15 protein-coding genes and 1 riboswitch are annotated in these 16,469 nt (G+C 28.3%); of the genes, 9 read left to right on the plus strand and 6 right to left on the minus strand.

Features of this window, described 5'->3' with window-relative positions; all coding sequences use genetic code 11:
* Window positions 1-4: 4 nt before the first annotated feature.
* Window positions 5-1,762, plus strand: coding sequence for a GH25 family lysozyme (locus K0039_RS04390; RefSeq protein WP_228103816.1), 1,758 nt, complete (start codon window positions 5-7; stop codon window positions 1,760-1,762).
* Between the two features lie 51 nt (window positions 1,763-1,813).
* On the opposite strand, the gene K0039_RS04395 is transcribed toward K0039_RS04390, so the two are convergent.
* On the minus strand, window positions 1,814-3,157 hold the full coding sequence (locus K0039_RS04395; protein WP_228103817.1) for an MATE family efflux transporter: 1,344 nt from the start codon (window positions 3,155-3,157) through the stop codon (window positions 1,814-1,816).
* Between the two features lie 488 nt (window positions 3,158-3,645).
* Between K0039_RS04395 and K0039_RS04400 the strand changes: the two genes are divergently transcribed.
* Complete coding sequence (locus K0039_RS04400; protein ID WP_228104188.1) at window positions 3,646-4,191, plus strand: peptidylprolyl isomerase; 546 nt, start codon at window positions 3,646-3,648, stop codon at window positions 4,189-4,191.
* A gap of 290 nt (window positions 4,192-4,481) precedes the next feature.
* A riboswitch (cyclic di-GMP riboswitch) is annotated at window positions 4,482-4,567 on the minus strand.
* Between the two features lie 116 nt (window positions 4,568-4,683).
* On the opposite strand, the gene K0039_RS04405 is transcribed toward K0039_RS04400, so the two are convergent.
* Together K0039_RS04405 and K0039_RS04410 are read right to left on the minus strand one after the other, a co-directional pair.
* Complete coding sequence (locus tag K0039_RS04405; RefSeq protein WP_228103818.1) at window positions 4,684-5,202, minus strand: GNAT family N-acetyltransferase; 519 nt, start codon at window positions 5,200-5,202, stop codon at window positions 4,684-4,686.
* A gap of 83 nt (window positions 5,203-5,285) precedes the next feature.
* A complete protein-coding gene (locus K0039_RS04410) occupies window positions 5,286-5,795 on the minus strand; it encodes a TVP38/TMEM64 family protein (protein WP_228103819.1) in 510 nt (169 codons plus the stop codon).
* 372 nt (window positions 5,796-6,167) lie between these two features.
* Here K0039_RS04410 and K0039_RS04415 point away from each other — a divergent pair, with 372 nt between their 5' ends.
* Both K0039_RS04415 and K0039_RS04420 read left to right on the plus strand, forming a co-directional pair.
* Complete coding sequence (locus tag K0039_RS04415) at window positions 6,168-7,430, plus strand: Y-family DNA polymerase (RefSeq protein ID WP_334302531.1); 1,263 nt, start codon at window positions 6,168-6,170, stop codon at window positions 7,428-7,430.
* A gap of 24 nt (window positions 7,431-7,454) precedes the next feature.
* Window positions 7,455-7,715 carry a hypothetical protein gene (locus K0039_RS04420; protein ID WP_228103821.1) on the plus strand — a complete coding sequence of 87 codons (261 nt, stop codon included), beginning with the start codon at window positions 7,455-7,457 and terminating at the stop codon, window positions 7,713-7,715.
* Between the two features lie 101 nt (window positions 7,716-7,816).
* Here the strand turns inward: K0039_RS04420 and K0039_RS04425 are convergent, their stop codons facing one another.
* Both K0039_RS04425 and K0039_RS04430 read right to left on the minus strand, forming a co-directional pair.
* A complete protein-coding gene (locus K0039_RS04425) occupies window positions 7,817-9,088 on the minus strand; it encodes a dicarboxylate/amino acid:cation symporter (RefSeq protein ID WP_228103822.1) in 1,272 nt (423 codons plus the stop codon).
* Between the two features lie 367 nt (window positions 9,089-9,455).
* The gene (locus tag K0039_RS04430) at window positions 9,456-10,037 is read right to left on the minus strand and encodes a hypothetical protein (protein ID WP_228103823.1); all 582 of its coding nucleotides are present in this window, start codon (window positions 10,035-10,037) and stop codon (window positions 9,456-9,458) included.
* 139 nt (window positions 10,038-10,176) lie between these two features.
* Between K0039_RS04430 and K0039_RS04435 the strand changes: the two genes are divergently transcribed.
* On the plus strand, window positions 10,177-11,721 hold the full coding sequence (locus K0039_RS04435; protein ID WP_228103824.1) for a leucine-rich repeat domain-containing protein: 1,545 nt from the start codon (window positions 10,177-10,179) through the stop codon (window positions 11,719-11,721).
* A gap of 53 nt (window positions 11,722-11,774) precedes the next feature.
* On the opposite strand, the gene K0039_RS04440 is transcribed toward K0039_RS04435, so the two are convergent.
* On the minus strand, window positions 11,775-12,455 hold the full coding sequence (locus tag K0039_RS04440; protein WP_228103825.1) for an LPXTG cell wall anchor domain-containing protein: 681 nt from the start codon (window positions 12,453-12,455) through the stop codon (window positions 11,775-11,777).
* Window positions 12,456-12,696: 241 nt separating this feature from the next.
* On the opposite strand from K0039_RS04440, the gene rbsK reads away from it, so the two are divergent.
* The 4 genes from rbsK to rbsC are packed head-to-tail and all read left to right on the plus strand — an operon-like array spanning window position 12,697 to window position 16,460.
* The gene (gene rbsK / locus K0039_RS04445; protein ID WP_228103826.1) at window positions 12,697-13,605 is read left to right on the plus strand and encodes a ribokinase; all 909 of its coding nucleotides are present in this window, start codon (window positions 12,697-12,699) and stop codon (window positions 13,603-13,605) included.
* 2 nt (window positions 13,606-13,607) lie between these two features.
* Complete coding sequence (rbsD, locus tag K0039_RS04450; RefSeq protein WP_228103827.1) at window positions 13,608-13,997, plus strand: D-ribose pyranase; 390 nt, start codon at window positions 13,608-13,610, stop codon at window positions 13,995-13,997.
* Window positions 13,997-15,520 (plus strand): ribose ABC transporter ATP-binding protein RbsA, encoded by a 1,524-nt coding sequence (gene rbsA / locus K0039_RS04455; protein ID WP_265589404.1) that lies wholly within the window; start codon window positions 13,997-13,999, stop codon window positions 15,518-15,520. The genes rbsD and rbsA overlap by 1 nt, the downstream gene beginning before the upstream one ends.
* Entirely contained in the window at window positions 15,492-16,460 is a 969-nt protein-coding gene (rbsC, locus tag K0039_RS04460) for a ribose ABC transporter permease (protein WP_228103828.1), read from the plus strand. Before rbsA ends, rbsC begins: the two co-directional genes overlap by 29 nt.
* Window positions 16,461-16,469: the final 9 nt, after the last annotated feature.

Raw genomic sequence — 16,469 nt, forward strand, 5'->3', positions numbered from 1 at the left:
ATTTATGAGGAATTTAATAAAAAAATTTTTAGCTATTTTTCTAGCTAGTATAATTTGTTTTTGTAGCTTTCAAAATTCAAGTTATACTTTTGCTGCAGAGAATTCTATACTTGCTAAAGGATATGTCGACGTTTCATCTACAGCTGTTAAGGAGCTAAGTGTAAGATCTAAGCCTTCCACTTCTGCTTCAAAAATAGGCTCTATTAAGCATGGAGGTTCAGTAAATATATTAGATAGTATTTCTAGAATCACGAAAATAAATGGTTCTAACGTAGTAACTGATCCTTGGTATAAAATATCTTATTCCAATAGTTCTGGATATGTTTCTGCAGACTATGTCAAATTACCAAATGAAGGTAAACCTTATCAACCTAGCAATAGCACTGCCATAAAAGGAATCGACGTAAGTTATCATCAAGGAGATATTGACTGGGAAAAAGTAAAAAATTCAGGTGTTAAATTTGCTATTATTCGTGCTGGAAACGGAACGACAGAAGACATTAAGTTTAAAGCAAATATAGAGGGTGCTTTAAATGCTGGAATAGAAGTTGGTATTTATTGGTTTTCCAATGCTTATACTGTTAATAGTGTAAAAGATGAAGCTCAAAAATGCATTGAAGTAATTTCACCTTACAAAAATGAATTATCTTTTCCTGTTTTCTTTGACTATGAAGAATATACTATAAAATCGGCACAAGATAATAAAGTTAATCTTAGTCTTAGTTCAGTATCTAATATTTGTGAAACATTTTTGTCTAAATTAAAATCAAATGGATACAAATGTGGTATATATACAAACAAAACCGTATCAAAATTTTATCTTAGTGATAATCTAAGAAATTATTACGATTTTTGGATAGCTCAATATAGTGATAAATGCAATTATTGGGGTAAATATATCATGTGGCAATATAGCCAAAGCGGAAAAGTCGATGGTATAAGTGGTAATGTAGACTTAAACTACTACTATAAAAGTAATCCTATAAACATTTCAAAAACTACTATAGATTCTATTTCAAATCAAAAATATACAGGCAGCAAAATATCACCCAATATAAGCATAAAGTACAATAATAAAGCCTTAGTAAAAAACAAAGATTATACTGTATCATTTGAAGATAATACATCTATAGGAACTGCAACTGCCACTATAAAAGGTAAGGGTAATTACACAGGAACAAAAAAAATCACATTTAAAATTGTTCCTAAAACTGTAACCAACACTAAAATTTCAAGTACTACTTCTTCAAGTATAAAATTAAGTTGGTCAAAAGTTTCAAATGCAGATGGATATAGAATTTATAGATCTAATAGTAAAAATGGTACTTACACTAAAATAAAAGATATCACTAAAAATTCCACTTTAAGCTATACTGACTCTAGTTTATCTAGTAATAAGAAATATTATTATAAAATAAAATCATTTAAAACTTCAAAGAAAGAAAAATACTATAGCTATTATTCAAACGTAATAAACGAAGAAACAAAATTATCTACACCTTCAGTAAAATTATCAACGCCAAAAAGTAAAAGCATAAAAGTTTCATGGAACAAAATTTCTGGCGCCGAAGGATATGAAGTATACAGATTAACTAGTAAAAATGAAAATTATTCAAAAATAACTACAATCAACTTAAGTTATATCCATACAAATCTAACTAAAAATAAAACTTATTACTATAAAGTAAGAGCATACAAAATAGTAAATAGCAAGAAAGTTTATAGCTCTTATAGTTCTATAAAATCCATTTCTGCTAAATAATTAAATCATAAAAATAAAAACATATTTTAAAAATAAAGAAGGTATTGCTTATTAAGCAATACCTTCTTTATTTTCTATTTTTTTCATTTTTCTATAATAAGTTATAATAAGTGGCACAGCTGCTGCTATCCAAGCTACAGGATCTGATAAACAAATACCTGTAAATCCTATAAACTTTGGTAATGTAAATGCCACTATACTTCTTGCCACTAGCTCATAAACACCTGCCATCATAGGTACAAAAGATTCTCCCATACCTTGCAGTACATTTCTATATACAAATATAAATCCTAGTGGTATAAAGAATACTGCAGAGTAATTAAATACTTGTTGAGCATAGCTAAATATCTCAGGTGTTGGATTTTCCATAAATAAAGTTACAAAATATTTCCCAAGGAATATAAGAACAGCACCTGCTATTAAGCTAGTAACTATTGATACTTTATTCATTATCTTCATACCATTTTTAATTCTATCAAACCTACCAGCACCTAAGTTTTGTCCTGCATAAGTTGCTATTGTCACCCCAAATGAAATTGATGGTTGCATAACAAGTTGAAGTACCTTTGATGATGCTGTATAAGATGCTATTACTATTGATCCAAATACGTTTATAGCGCTTTGAACTATTATGATTCCAACAGCTGTTACTGAAAATTGTAACCCCATAGGTATACCAATCTTTAAATGCTTTGTATAATAGTGTGACTCAACTTTAAAATCTTCTTTTTTAAGTCTTAATACTTGGAACTTTTTATAGCTATAAATTAAACATAACACTGCTGAAAATCCTTGTGCAATGTTAGTAGCATGAGCTGCTCCTGATACACCCATTTTAAAATTAATTATAAATACCAAATCTAAAATAACATTAAGAATAGATGAAATCATTAAAAAATACAGTGGCGTTTTACTATCCCCTAAAGCTCTAAGTATTCCTGCAGCCATATTATAAAGAGCCTGAGTTATTAATCCTGCAAAAATTATTGTTATATAAGTATTTGCATTATCAAAAATATTTTCTGGTGTATTCATCATTCTAAGAAGAGAATTTTTTACTATTAAAGCTATTGCTGTCATAAAAAAAGTTGAAATTAATGTTAATGTAATATTACTTGCTACAGCTTTTTTTACACCTACTTCATCTTTTGCACCGAATTTTTGAGAAACTAATACTCCAAATCCACTAGTTAGACCTAGTATCATACCATTTACCAAAAAGAACATGGATCCAGTAGAACCAACTGCTGCCAGTGCATCTACTCCTACAAATCTTCCAACTATAATTGTATCAACCATGCTATACAATTGTTGAAACACATTTCCAATTAATAAAGGTATGGAAAAAAATATAAAAATTTTCAAAGGACTCCCCTTAGTCATATCGTTAGTCATATATTTATTTCTCCTATCTTTATTTATTTTTCTATACTGTTACCAAAGATGTCATACATCTATTGCTACATCATAATATATTTGAAATTAATAATTATCTATAAATTAAATAATTATTAATTCCCATTTACAATAAAAAAGCAAGCATTACTTTAGTAATGTCTGCATTATTTTTTTCAATCTTATAAAGAATATCAGATAAAAAATTATAGGTCAATAAGTATATTTTAACCTTTTTTGTGAAATCGTTTCCAACACAAAATACACCTTTTTTATATTATTCATTCAATTCTATGTGTTAAATTTATAGTTATGTGTAAAATTTCTCTTTTTAATTCATTTGAAACTATTGATTTCTATTTATGATATAATAAATAATTATAATAAAAAATAAAAGGTGGTAATTTATGACTGACAAAAGAAAAAAAGGAATTCTAGCAAGCTTGTTAGCAGGAGCAATGGCTCTTGTAGGATGTTCCCAAGGAGAAATGAATAATGAAGTTAGAACACCTCCCAAAGAGCTTCCTATAGCAACTATAGTTATCAAAAATTATGGAACTATTGAAGCTGAACTTTATCCTCATATAGCTCCAAATACAGTAAATAACTTTATCTACTTAGCTAATAGTGGTTTTTATGATGGCCTTACTTTCCATAGAGTAATAAAAGACTTTATGATACAAGGTGGAGATCCAAATGGTGATGGTTCAGGTGGCCCAGGATATAGCATTAAAGGCGAATTTACTAAAAACAAATTCCAAAATGATTTAAAGCATACAGAAGGTGTTTTATCTATGGCAAGAAGCCAAAACAAAAATAGTGGAGGTAGTCAATTTTTTATTATGACTAAAGATTCACCTCACTTAGATGGACAATATGCTGCTTTTGGTAAGGTTATAAAGGGTATAGATATAGTACACGAAATCGAAAATATAAAAACAGGAACTAATGACAAACCTGAAAAAGGCGTAATTATAGAATCTATAAAGGTTGATACTAAAGGTATAAAATACGATGAACCTGAAAAAATGTAAAATTACTTTTTAAAATTTAAATATAAAAAAAAGACGGAATTTCAGGGGTGAAATTACCGTCTTTCTTTAATTATGGGGTATGTTATATTTAAATATTTGTATAATGGGGATTATACAATATTTAAATATAGGGTTTGGTGTATTTAAACATGGGGTTGTTTAAATACGGGGTTTTACTACCAAGCCTAAAATAAAAAAACTACCATTTCAGGGTAGTTGCCATTCTATTCTAATATCATAAACCTTTATAAAAATAGCTTACGTTTATGATAACAAAGAATTTTTTATTCTTCGGCAACTGGCTGGCATAGTGTGATTAACCTTAGCCCCTATAGCTTTGCGTCTCTAGATTTCTCTAGATTTGCCAATATTTAGCTATTACACTATAAATTATATACACTTTACATCATATATGCTAGTGTTTATTTATATTTTTTTGTTTTATTTTATTTTTATTTTAAATCAACTTTTATATATGATTAAATCCATACTTTAGATAGTTTTTTTTCTTAATATCTTTTCAAAAGCTATTCTTTCAGATTGATCTTTTAAATAAATTACACCACAGTACTCAAATTTATTTTTACTTAAGAACCTTTGCATTGATTTATTGTGTCTATGAGTGTCAATCCTAATATGATTTATATTATTTTCTAAACAAATTTTCTCTATATGTTTGAATAGATCATCAGCTACCCCACTACCTTTTATATTACTAGAAACTGCCACCCTATGTACAACAGCATAATCTTCATTACTAATCCACCTTCCATCATATATAATATCATAATCTTTTTCTCCACCGAAAGATAAATAAGCTGTGGCAATTATTTTATTATCTTTCAATAAAACATAGGATTCGCCACTTTCAATATCATTAATTATGCTCTCTTCATTTGGATATCCATCTTGCCATTGATCAATATTATTTTCTTTAAAGTAATTTTGAGCTTCTTCAATAATATTTATAATTTCTTTTATATCTGATTTTCTTGATTTTCTGAATTCCATAGATTTCCCTCCTTATTTTTCATTTAAACTTATTATATTATAAAAGCCCTCCTAATAAAGAGGGCTTTTTCATATATAATAAATTATTTACTTTTCTTTTTTTCATATCTTTTATAAATAAAAAATAATATTCCACTTACAATCAAGGTTACTATAAATACAGTGGCTGCCATAGTGTAATTCTTTAATCCAAGACAACACCCTCCAATAGTTGAAGAAACAACAGATGGTATCCTAGCCACTCCTGAAACCAATAAAAATGGTACAAGTTTAATAGGTGTAACTCCTGCAACATATGAAATAACATCCTTAGGTGTTCCTGGAATTAAAAATATAAAAAATGTTGTCATATATAATTTTTTATTATCTTTCAAAAAGGTCATTTTTTCTAATTTTTCTTTTGATACAAAAATTTCAACAAAGTCCATTCCAAATTTTTTAGCAAATAAAAACACTACTACTTGTCCTAACAAAGTTCCAGCTAAACAAAGAACTGCTCCTAAAAACCATCCAAAAGCATATCCTGATGCAATTTCGATAGGCTCTCCTGGTATAATTGCTACAATAATTTGAAAAGCCGAAATTCCTATCATAATAAATTTTCCCCATATTCCTGTACTATTTATCCATGCTCTGAATTCATTCGGATTTTTTGCAAGGGAAACTATTTTTTTTCCTACTGTAAATCCTAGAGCAGTAATAATTACTAAAAATATTATTCCTCCAATTAGTAGTATTTTTTGATTCTTATCTAGTTTTTTTATAATAATTTCCCTCCTTACTTAAAATTTTTTATTTTTTTAACTGTACTTATATTAACCAAATAGACTCAATACATTCTTACTTCAGTGCACTTCCTTATTCAAAAGTATTAATTCTATTTTTGTTATAAATTTCATATTTACATAGAACAATAGTTCGAATATAATTAAAATATATTAAACATTCGTTCCATGAAAAGGAAGGTGCATTTATTGAGCAAAAAACTTATTTTTCATATTGATGTAAACAGTGCATATTTATCTTGGACAGCTGCTTATTTACTAGAGAAAGGATATGAAACAGATATTCGAAAAATTCCTAGTGTTATTGGTGGTAATGAGGAGACACGTCATGGTATTGTATTAGCTAAAAGTGGACCTGCTAAAAATTATAAAATTCAAACAGGTGAAACTTTATTTTCTGCTAGAATCAAGTGTAAAAATCTAATTGTAGTTCCTCCCCACTATGATTTATTTAAAAGATGTTCTGACTTCATGGTAGAACTTCTTAATGAGTATACGCCTAATATACAAAGGTTTAGCTGCGATGAATGCTTTTTAGATTTTACAAACATGGAAAATTTATATAAAGATCCCCTAGATTTAGCCTATGAAATAAAAGGTAGAATTGAAAAAGAACTGGGTTTTACAGTCAACATAGGAATATCAAATAACAAATTATTGTCAAAGATAGCATCTGACTTTTCCAAACCAAATAAAGTACATACTCTTTTTCCTTATGAAATAGAAAAAAAAATGTGGCCTTTAGATGTGGGAGAGCTATTTGGCGTAGGAAGAAAAACTCTAAAAAAACTTAATAGCTACGGTATAAAAACTATAGGTGATTTAGCAAATTTTGATGTTGATGTTTTAAAATATAAACTAAACTCCTATGGTGAGCAAATTTGGAAATATGCCAATGGCATTGAAGATTCAGAAGTTAGAAAAAGTAGTTATATAGGTATGAAAGGTATGGGCAATAGTACAACTACTCATTTTGATATAGCCACTAAAAAAGAAGCTCACATGGTTATTTCATCTCTTTGTGAAACAATTGGTATGAGGCTTAGAAAAAATAATAGTTGTTTCAACGTAGTATCTATACATTATAAAACAGACTCTTTCTTTTATAGAAGAAAGCAGAAAAAACTAAATTACTCTACTGATAGCACCCAAGACATAAAAAAAGAAGCTATAAAGCTATTTGATGAATTATGGGAAGAAGAACCCATCCGCCAAGTAGGTGTGCATGTGACAGGACTGTTTAATAATAACGAAGTTCAACTATCTTTACTTGAAGAAGGAAGCCATGAAAAAAAGAAAAACCTAGACAAAACTATTGATAACATTAGAAATAAATATGGCAAATATGCAATATCAACAGCTCAATTTATAGACACTCCTATTCCGCCACTATGTGGTGGCATAAACGAAGATGATTACCCCATGATGAGTAGTTTAATATAATTTATTGAAAGGTGATGATTATAAATGAAACTTGTGTCTAAGGAGATCGATATAGTCACTGTATTTGATAAGAGTGGTAAAATACAACCTATTAAATTTAAATTCGAAGATAGAGATTCTACTAAAGTCATAAAAGTAGATAAGGTTATAGATTTTGTAGATTGTAAATTTGCTGGTGATTCAATTATAGTTTATAAATGCCAATCTTGTATCGATAATGTTATAAAACCTTTCGAACTAAAGTTTGAAAAGAGAACTTGTAAATGGTATTTGTACAAAATTTAAATAATAAAAAGAACATCTACAAAATATAATTTCAGAGATGTTCTTTTTATTATTTAACTCTATTAATTTATAACAATAAAGAAAATTGTCCAATCTAAGCTTTACGCCGCTATTTCTTCTTTTCCACCACCACAATATTTGTCTACATCAAAGTCTTTTTCACTATTGGCAACAATTAGTGTGCACACATTATCTCCCATAACATTAACTGTAGTTCTAAACATATCTACTATTCTTTCCACTCCCATAATTAACCCTATTCCTTCAAGAGGTAAATTCACAGAAGTAAGAACCATAGATAACATTATCATTCCAACACCTGGAACTCCAGCAGTACCTATTGATGCTAATGTGGCTGTTAAGACTATTGTCATCATTTGATTCATTTCCAAATTTATACCATATATTTGAGCTATGAATAAAGCTGCCACACCCTGCATTATTGCAGTTCCATCCATATTTATAGTTGCTCCCATCGGTATTGTGAAAGATCTTGTAGTTTTACCAACACCTAAATTTTCTAATATTTCCATACTCGCTGGAACTGAAGCATTACTTGATGAAGTCGAAAAAGTAATAGCTGCAACTTTTGTAAACTTCTTTAAAAATGGCTTAATTTTTTGTTTTGTAAATACTTTGAATAGTCCACCATAAACTATAGTAACATGAATAGCTAGACCTAAAAGTACAACGACTAAATATTTAACTAAAACTAATATGGCATCTTTTCCCACAGTTGAGAAAGTTTCTGCAACTAAAGCAAATACACCTATTGGAGCTGCCATCATTATTATTCCAACCATTTTCATACATATATCATTAGCACTTTCAAATACTTTTCTTACTGGCTCTGCTTTTTCGCCCACCATGCTCATTGCTACTCCTGTAAGCAATGCAAAGAATATTATTTGTAGCATATCACCATTTGCAAAAGATGCAATTGGATTTGATGGTATTATCCCAAGTATAATATCTACAAGTGATTTTGATTCTCCTATTGCTACCTCACCAGTAACTACAGAACTCATATCCAGACCTGCACCTGGTTTTAATACACTTCCTAAAAATAAAGCTATTATTATTGCCACAGCAGTAGTTAATAAGTAAAATACCATAGTTTTAGTTCCTATTCTTCCTAATTGTTTAACATCTCCCATAGATGATGCTCCACATACTAATGAAACAAATACTAATGGAACAACCATCATTTTAATTGCCGATGTAAATCCAGTACCTAATACCTTGAATACTCCACCTATAATTACTGTATCCTTAATATAGCTTCCCGGTAATGATTTCAATATTAATCCAAATATAAAACCTAAAAATAATCCTAATAAAATTTTACTTGTTAATGTAACTTTTTTCTTCATTGTTCAATCTCCCTTATTTCTTTTTCGTCGTTATTATTACATTATACACTAATTTTCGTATTTTTGTTTATTTTTTTAAGTTTGAATATATTTTTGTATTGTTTTTGTTTATTTTTTAAAGAATTATAAGCTAAAACATTATTTATTTTACTCTTATTTAATTTCACAGGTAATTATTAATGTATTTGTTAAAAAATTTATTAATTTTCAAGGTTTATCGAACTTTAAATCCATTTTGATATATAATATTCCGTTTTAAGTAAAATATACAAAATTATATATAGTTGCATTTCTTTGTGTATTCCAAATAAAATACACCTAAAGATATATCCTTAGGTGTATTATGTTAAATATAAAATTAATCTTATTATATGGTATATATTCTCGTATTACAGTACTGCATAAGTGGCACCTCTGCTTCTTTATCTAATTGACTCATAATCATAGTAATATCATAATAGTTTTCATCTTTTTGATAAATAGCATAGGTTGATTTTATATATCCTTGTATAGAGTCTGTTATTACTTTAGAAGGAGAGCATACTTGACAGCATTTATTATTCATTTGACTATCTACAGGAATTAACTCTTCAATTTGTAGAGGATGTAGTTTTCCTCCTATATTAAAAAGCTTCTCATAATCCTCTTCACTATATTCCACTATATATGATGTTTCTAATTTATTATTACTGTCCTTCTTTATTATTTCTTCCTTACAATCTTCAAAAACTTCTTTAGTTGTATATGTTCCAGAAAAATCACCTCTAACAGTTGATATTGACCCTTTTTTCTCACTATAATTCACTTCCATAGTTGTATTAGAAGAGAAGGTAATTATATTATTATTGTCCCGATTTACTTCCTGACCTGTAACTCCATACTCTATTTTTAATTTTTTAGCATTATTAACTAACTTTATTAGCTGTTGCAATACACTGCTTTCATGCATTTAATCACCTCCATTTATTCATTTTTAATAAATATTATTTAAGTATATTATAATTACACCTAAATTATTACTAACTATATCAATACATATTAACAAATCAATATCTTCAATCATATAAATAAAAAAGGGGGTGCGTAAAATGACTAACCTAGTTCCGGACATAAATTTAAAGACTGTCATAAACCAATACTTTTCTAGGGAAGAAAACACAGAAATAACTAAATCAGACTTGGAAAATGTAAAAGGTTATATATATTCAGATATATCCTCCCTAGGCAAATATATCTGTAGTATGGAGGGTCTTCAATATGCAACTAATATGACAGAGTTGCTTATTGAAAATAATTTATTAACTAGCATGGAACAACTTATTAACTTAAAAAATTTAAATACTTTATTTTTAAATAACAATTTGATTACAGTTGTGCCAGATTTGTCTAATATGACTAATTTGACGTCTTTACTACTTAACGGTAATGAGATTAAGGATATTTCACCTATTTCTAGTGGAAAAAATCTTAGATTTATTAAAATTAATGAAAATAGAGTTTCTGACTTATCTTCATTATCTACTTTAGAAAACCTTAAAGAATTACGTGCCATAAATCAAGATATAGAAATCAAGGATGTTATAGGATCACCTGATTTTTATACATTAGATATTAGCTTTTTAAAGGACATTAATGGGCAAACACCAAAAAACATATCTCCTACTCACTTAGGTGAATATAATAGTGAGAGTAAAGAGATAACTTGGGATACATCATTAGTTTCTTTTGAAAGTCCTAGTTTTAATTTTGAAAGTGATGATGGCTATTTTTCTGGTATTGTTACAGTAGATTTAATTGACGTGGATCAAACTGTTATTATAGAGGACGAAAATTTACAAAATGAAATAATGGATATTTTAGATAAAAAGAACAATATTATAACTTTAAAAGATATTCTAAAACTTCGATATTTAGATTTAAGCAATAAGAGTATTAAATCTTTAAAAGGTTTAGAACATGCAAATAATTTATATACATTAATCTTAGATAATACTTACATTACTGATTTGCAGTATGTTCCTTCATCTGTTAATTATGTATCTTCCAAGGACTTAAAAAATGAAGTAAATATTCCAGATGATAGATTGAAATCACTTATAAATATTGTTCTAGATAAAAATGATAGATGTATTCTTACTTTTAATGATATAAAAAATTTAACTGTTTTAGATGAATTTGCTAACCATATTAATTCTTTAGAAGGCTTGCAGTATGCTGAAAACTTAAAAATTCTAAGTCTTCTAAATAATAGAATTTCTGATATAAATCCTATATGTGCTTTGACTAATCTAACTTATTTGGACCTTAGCAATAATAATTTAAAAGATTTATCACCTTTGTCTTCTTTTTATAAAAATATCTCTTATGTTTATGCTAATAATCAAAAAATTACAGTTGAAAAAGGTACAGCTCCACAAAACAATATTTTTAATTTATCTTTAGATTTTGTAAAAGATATTGATGGGAGTATTATTAAAAATATAACTCCATGTCAAGGCGGCATATATAATAAGCAAGAGAACTCTATAACCTGGAATTTGGATTGTATACCTTGTGATCTTAGCTTCGATTTTGCTGGTATAAATGATATTTTTTCTGGAACTGTTTATGTAAAAGTTAAAATAATCGAATAAATAAACATAAATTTTTTAATAGAAAAAGCCAGTGATTTCACTGGCTTTTTCTATTAAACTTCTTTATTTTTTCTTTTTCTTATAAAAATAAACCCACCAATAACTATAACTGCTACTCCGCTAATTATCATTATAATATTAGAAATGTTTGGAACATTAAATTTAACATGAATACTATCCAATGTATTTAAAGTATAGTCCCAATTATAAGTAGTTCTTCCATCCTTCTCTTCAACTGTGCTTGTTGCATTAGACTCTGATAATTTAAATGGAATTGTCATATGTAGATTCATACTAGCTGAGTTTCCTATAAAACTAAGCATTGACAAATCTTCTTCTGTCATCTCTCCAAGAAGAGCCTCTTTAATATTTAAAGTTACATCATAAGTATTATAAATTAAACTTTTCTCTTCCGATATATTTATAAATTTATTATCTTTTATATTTTTATTTTCACTAGACATTAAACCTTTTATGTTTCCTAAATCTTTTTTAAGCAAATATCCTGACTGATTAGGTTCATTTATTTTTTCAATAGAATCTGCCTTATACTCTTCTTTTACTCTTTGTAAATCCTCTTCTGTCATATTTGTAGCCATATAATTATTAGTTAATAATTTCATAGCCATGGTCATATTACCTTTTTTGTCTATATCCAATGTTAGGTCTGTATTTACACATCCTACCAACAAAATACTAAAACATACTAATAATACTGCTAATAATTTTTTCATTTTTACCCGCCTTTACTTAAATATTCCATATAATATTATATCCCCTATGGCAATAAATGACTAGTTAATCTTTTTTCTATTATATATAAAATCTTATTTAATTTATTATTAAATACTATATCATTATATATGTCAAATTCAATCGAATTATGTTGCACTATTTTTTTCAATATGTTACTCTATATAAAATAAAATATTTTTTATACATAAGATGTATACAATATAACTTTGGAGGTAAAACATGAAAAATATATGCGTTATAGGCAGCTTGAATATGGATTTAGTTGTTAATGTTGACACAATGCCAAAGCCTGGACAAACTCTTTTAGGAGGCAATTTCAAAGAAGTTCCAGGAGGTAAAGGAGCAAACCAAGCCGTTGCAATGGCTAGATTAGAAGGAAATGTTTCTATGATAGGCAAAGTTGGTAATGATAGTTTTGGTAAAACATTAATGGAAGCTCTAAATAATGATAATGTTAATACAGATCATGTTCATATAGCTAGTTGTTCTACTGGTGTGGCATTTATAACTGTAGATAAAAATGCTCAAAACGCTATAGTTGTAGCCCCAGGAGCAAATTTTCAATTAACTAAAGATGATATAGATAGAAATATAGATTGCATAAAAAACAGTGATATAGTGGTAATCCAATTAGAAACTCCTTTAGAAACTGTAAAGTATGCTCTAAAAGTTGCAAAAGATTTAAATAAATACACAATACTTAATCCTGCACCAGCAGTTAAGTTAGATGATGAAATAATAAAAAGTGTGGATTTATTAACTCCTAATGAAACCGAATTGGAAATTATCTCTGAAATAAAAATAGAAAATGAAGATGATATAAACAAAGCAGCTAGCAAAGTAATAGAAAAAGGTGTCAACGAATTAATAGTTACTCTTGGATCTAAAGGTAGCTTATATATAAATGAAGAAAAATCATTCTTTAAACCCGCTTACAAAGTTGAAGCAGTTGATACTACTGCTGCTGGTGATTCTTTCACAGGAGCTTTAGCAGTTGCTCTATCAAACAACAAAACTATAAAAGAAGCCATGGACTTTGCTTCTAAAGTAGGAGCTTTATCTGTTATGAAAGAAGGAGCTCAAAGCTCTCTACCAACATTAAAAGACGTTGAAAACTTTGGGAGGTAATTATGAAAAAGACAAAAATGATAAATAGTGAATTATCTTATGCAATAAGCCAAATGGGACATACTGATTCTTTAACTATAGGTGATTGTGGTTTACCAATTCCATCTGAAACTAAAAGAATAGATTTAGCTTTAACTCATAATGTACCTACTTTTATTCAAACTTTAGATGTAATACTTGTGGAATTATGTGTTGAAGAAGCAATAGTAGCTTCTGAGATAAAAGAAAAAAATCCAGAAGTTTATGAAGCAATAAAGAAAAGAGTTTCTAACTTACAAGAAGTAAGTCATGAAGAATTTAAAGTTTTAACAAAAAACAGCAAGGCAGTAGTAAGAACTGGAGAATGTAGTCCTTACGCTAACATAATTTTAAAATCAGGAGTAGTATTTTAATGAAAACACCAATTTTAAAAATGACAAATATAGTTAAAGAATTTCCTGGTGTTAAAGCCCTTGATGGAGTTAATATTGAACTTTACGAAGGTAGAGTTATGGCTCTTATGGGTGAAAATGGTGCTGGGAAATCAACACTTATGAAAATACTAAGTGGTGTATATAAAAAAGACGGCGGTGAAATCTTCTATAAAGGAAAAAAAGAAGATATTAAAGGACCAAAAGATGCCACAGATAAAGGTATTGCCATAATACACCAGGAATTAAACTTAGTTAATGACTTAAGCATAGGTGAAAATATATTCTTAGGTAGAGAACCTAAAAAAGGATTTAGAATAGATTTTAATAAATTACATGCAGATAGTGAAGTCTTATTAAAAAGATTAAATATAAATAAAGACTCTAGAGAACTTGTAGAAAACTTAAGTATAGGTGAAAAGCAAATGATAGAAATTGCTAAAGCTCTATCTCTAGATGCAAAAATAATAATAATGGATGAACCAACAGATGCTCTAACTGATAAAGAAACTGATTCTTTATTTAAAGTTATAAACGAACTAAAAGCTGATAACAAAGCTATTGTTTATATATCTCACAGATTAAAAGAAATCTTTGAACTTTGTGATTATATAACAGTTCTTAGAGATGGAAAATTTGTTGGTCAAGAAGAAATATGTAACCTTGATGAAGACAAAATGATAGAAATGATGGTTGGTAGAAAATTAACTGATCAGTTCCCTCATTTACAAGTTGAAAAAGGTGATACAATCTTAAAATTAGAAAATGTATCTAATAAATTTGTAAAAGATATTTCTTTTGAAGTTAAGGCAGGTGAAATACTTGGCATATCAGGACTTATGGGTGCTGGTAGAAGCGAACTTGCTAAAACTATATACGGCCATTTTCCTTTAGAAAATGGTTGCATTATAAAAAAAGGAAAAAAATTAAACCTTAAATCTTCATCTGACGGTGTAAAAAATAGAATTGCTTATGTTAGTGAAGATAGAAAAGGTGACGGACTTATTTTAGGTTTATCAATAAGAGAAAATATGACTTTATCTTCTCTAGAAAGAATTTCAAAATCTTTTGTAGTTGATAAAAATATGGAAAAAGAAAGAGTTAATAGTTATATAGATAGAATAAGAATTAAAACTCCTAGCATGGAACAATTAATTAAAAACTTATCTGGTGGTAATCAACAAAAAGTTGCCATAGCAAAAGCTCTTATGACACATCCTGATGTGTTAATCTTAGATGAGCCAACTCGTGGAGTTGACGTTGGTGCAAAAAAAGAAATTTATGATTTAATAAATGAATTTAAATCTGGAGGAAAAGCAATAATTATGATTTCTTCTGAAATGCCAGAAATTCTAGGACTATCTGATAGAATTCTAGTTTTAAGTCATGGTGAAATAACAGGAGAATTTGATATAAAAGAAGCTACACAAGAAAAAATATTAAAATGTGCAGTAGAAATTAAGGAGGATCACAGGGATGTCATCTCAAGTGAAGCAACAGCATAATAAATTTGATTTAAAAGAAACATTAATAAAATACAAGAGCTTAGTAGGTCTACTTACTCTAATCATGGTAGTATCAATACTTAGCCCATCATTTTTAAGTACAAAAAACATATTCAATATATTAAGACAAACTTCAGTAAATGGTATAATTGCAGCAGGTATGACTTTCGTTATATTAACTGGTGGAATTGACTTATCAGTAGGTTCTATTCTTGCCATAAGTGGTGCCGTTTGTGCCTCTCTATTAGTTTCAGGTAATAATCTATTTATAGCAGTTTTAGCTGCTTTAGTAATAGGTGCTTTAGTAGGATTTTTAAATGGTTTCATAATAACTAAAGGTAAATTACAACCATTTATCGCAACTCTTGCTACAATGACAGTTCTTAGAGGTTTAACTTTAGTTTACACTGATGGTAAACCAATAACTCTTGGAAGTGGTGAATTAGCTTTAAACTTTGGTCAAATTGGTGGAGGTAAAATCCTTGGTATACCTACTCCTGCTCTAATTATGATAATAACATTTGCAATATGTGCTTATGTGCTTAAAAACACTAAAATGGGTAGATATACTTATGCTTTAGGTTCAAATGAAGAAGCAACAAGACTTTCTGGTTTAAACACAGACAAAATAAAAATATCAGTTTATACTATAAGCGGTATACTTGCTTCTATTGCAGGTATAATAATAACTTCTAGATTATTCTCTGCTCAACCTACTGCAGGTAATGGATATGAACTTGACGCCATCGCAGCTGTAGTTCTTGGAGGAACTTCTCTTACTGGTGGTAAAGGTAAAATAACTGGAACAATAGTTGGTGCATTAATAATAGGTGTCTTAAGTAATGCCTTAAATATATTAGACGTATCATCATATTATCAAATGATGGTTAAAGGTGCTGTTATATTAGTAGCTGTACTTTTAGACAGAAAAGGTAACTAGGAGGTAGTA

Origin of the sequence: Terrisporobacter mayombei (genome assembly GCF_020748465.1) — a bacterium.
In the GTDB taxonomy this organism is placed as follows: Bacteria; Bacillota; Clostridia; order Peptostreptococcales; family Peptostreptococcaceae; genus Terrisporobacter; species Terrisporobacter mayombei.

Coding starts and splice junctions, on each gene's coding strand:
- K0039_RS04390 (WP_228103816.1), top strand. CDS start 5: ATGAGGAATTTAATAAAAAAATTTTTAGCTATTTTTCTAGCTAGTATA.
- K0039_RS04395 (WP_228103817.1), bottom strand. CDS start 3,157: ATGACTAACGATATGACTAAGGGGAGTCCTTTGAAAATTTTTATATTT.
- K0039_RS04400 (WP_228104188.1), top strand. CDS start 3,646: ATGAATAATGAAGTTAGAACACCTCCCAAAGAGCTTCCTATAGCAACT.
- K0039_RS04405 (WP_228103818.1), bottom strand. CDS start 5,202: ATGGAATTCAGAAAATCAAGAAAATCAGATATAAAAGAAATTATAAAT.
- K0039_RS04410 (WP_228103819.1), bottom strand. CDS start 5,795: ATGATAGGAATTTCGGCTTTTCAAATTATTGTAGCAATTATACCAGGA.
- K0039_RS04420 (WP_228103821.1), top strand. CDS start 7,455: ATGAAACTTGTGTCTAAGGAGATCGATATAGTCACTGTATTTGATAAG.
- K0039_RS04425 (WP_228103822.1), bottom strand. CDS start 9,088: ATGAAGAAAAAAGTTACATTAACAAGTAAAATTTTATTAGGATTATTT.
- K0039_RS04430 (WP_228103823.1), bottom strand. CDS start 10,037: ATGCATGAAAGCAGTGTATTGCAACAGCTAATAAAGTTAGTTAATAAT.
- K0039_RS04435 (WP_228103824.1), top strand. CDS start 10,177: ATGACTAACCTAGTTCCGGACATAAATTTAAAGACTGTCATAAACCAA.
- K0039_RS04440 (WP_228103825.1), bottom strand. CDS start 12,455: ATGAAAAAATTATTAGCAGTATTATTAGTATGTTTTAGTATTTTGTTG.
- rbsK (WP_228103826.1), top strand. CDS start 12,697: ATGAAAAATATATGCGTTATAGGCAGCTTGAATATGGATTTAGTTGTT.
- rbsD (WP_228103827.1), top strand. CDS start 13,608: ATGAAAAAGACAAAAATGATAAATAGTGAATTATCTTATGCAATAAGC.
- rbsA (WP_265589404.1), top strand. CDS start 13,997: ATGAAAACACCAATTTTAAAAATGACAAATATAGTTAAAGAATTTCCT.
- rbsC (WP_228103828.1), top strand. CDS start 15,492: ATGTCATCTCAAGTGAAGCAACAGCATAATAAATTTGATTTAAAAGAA.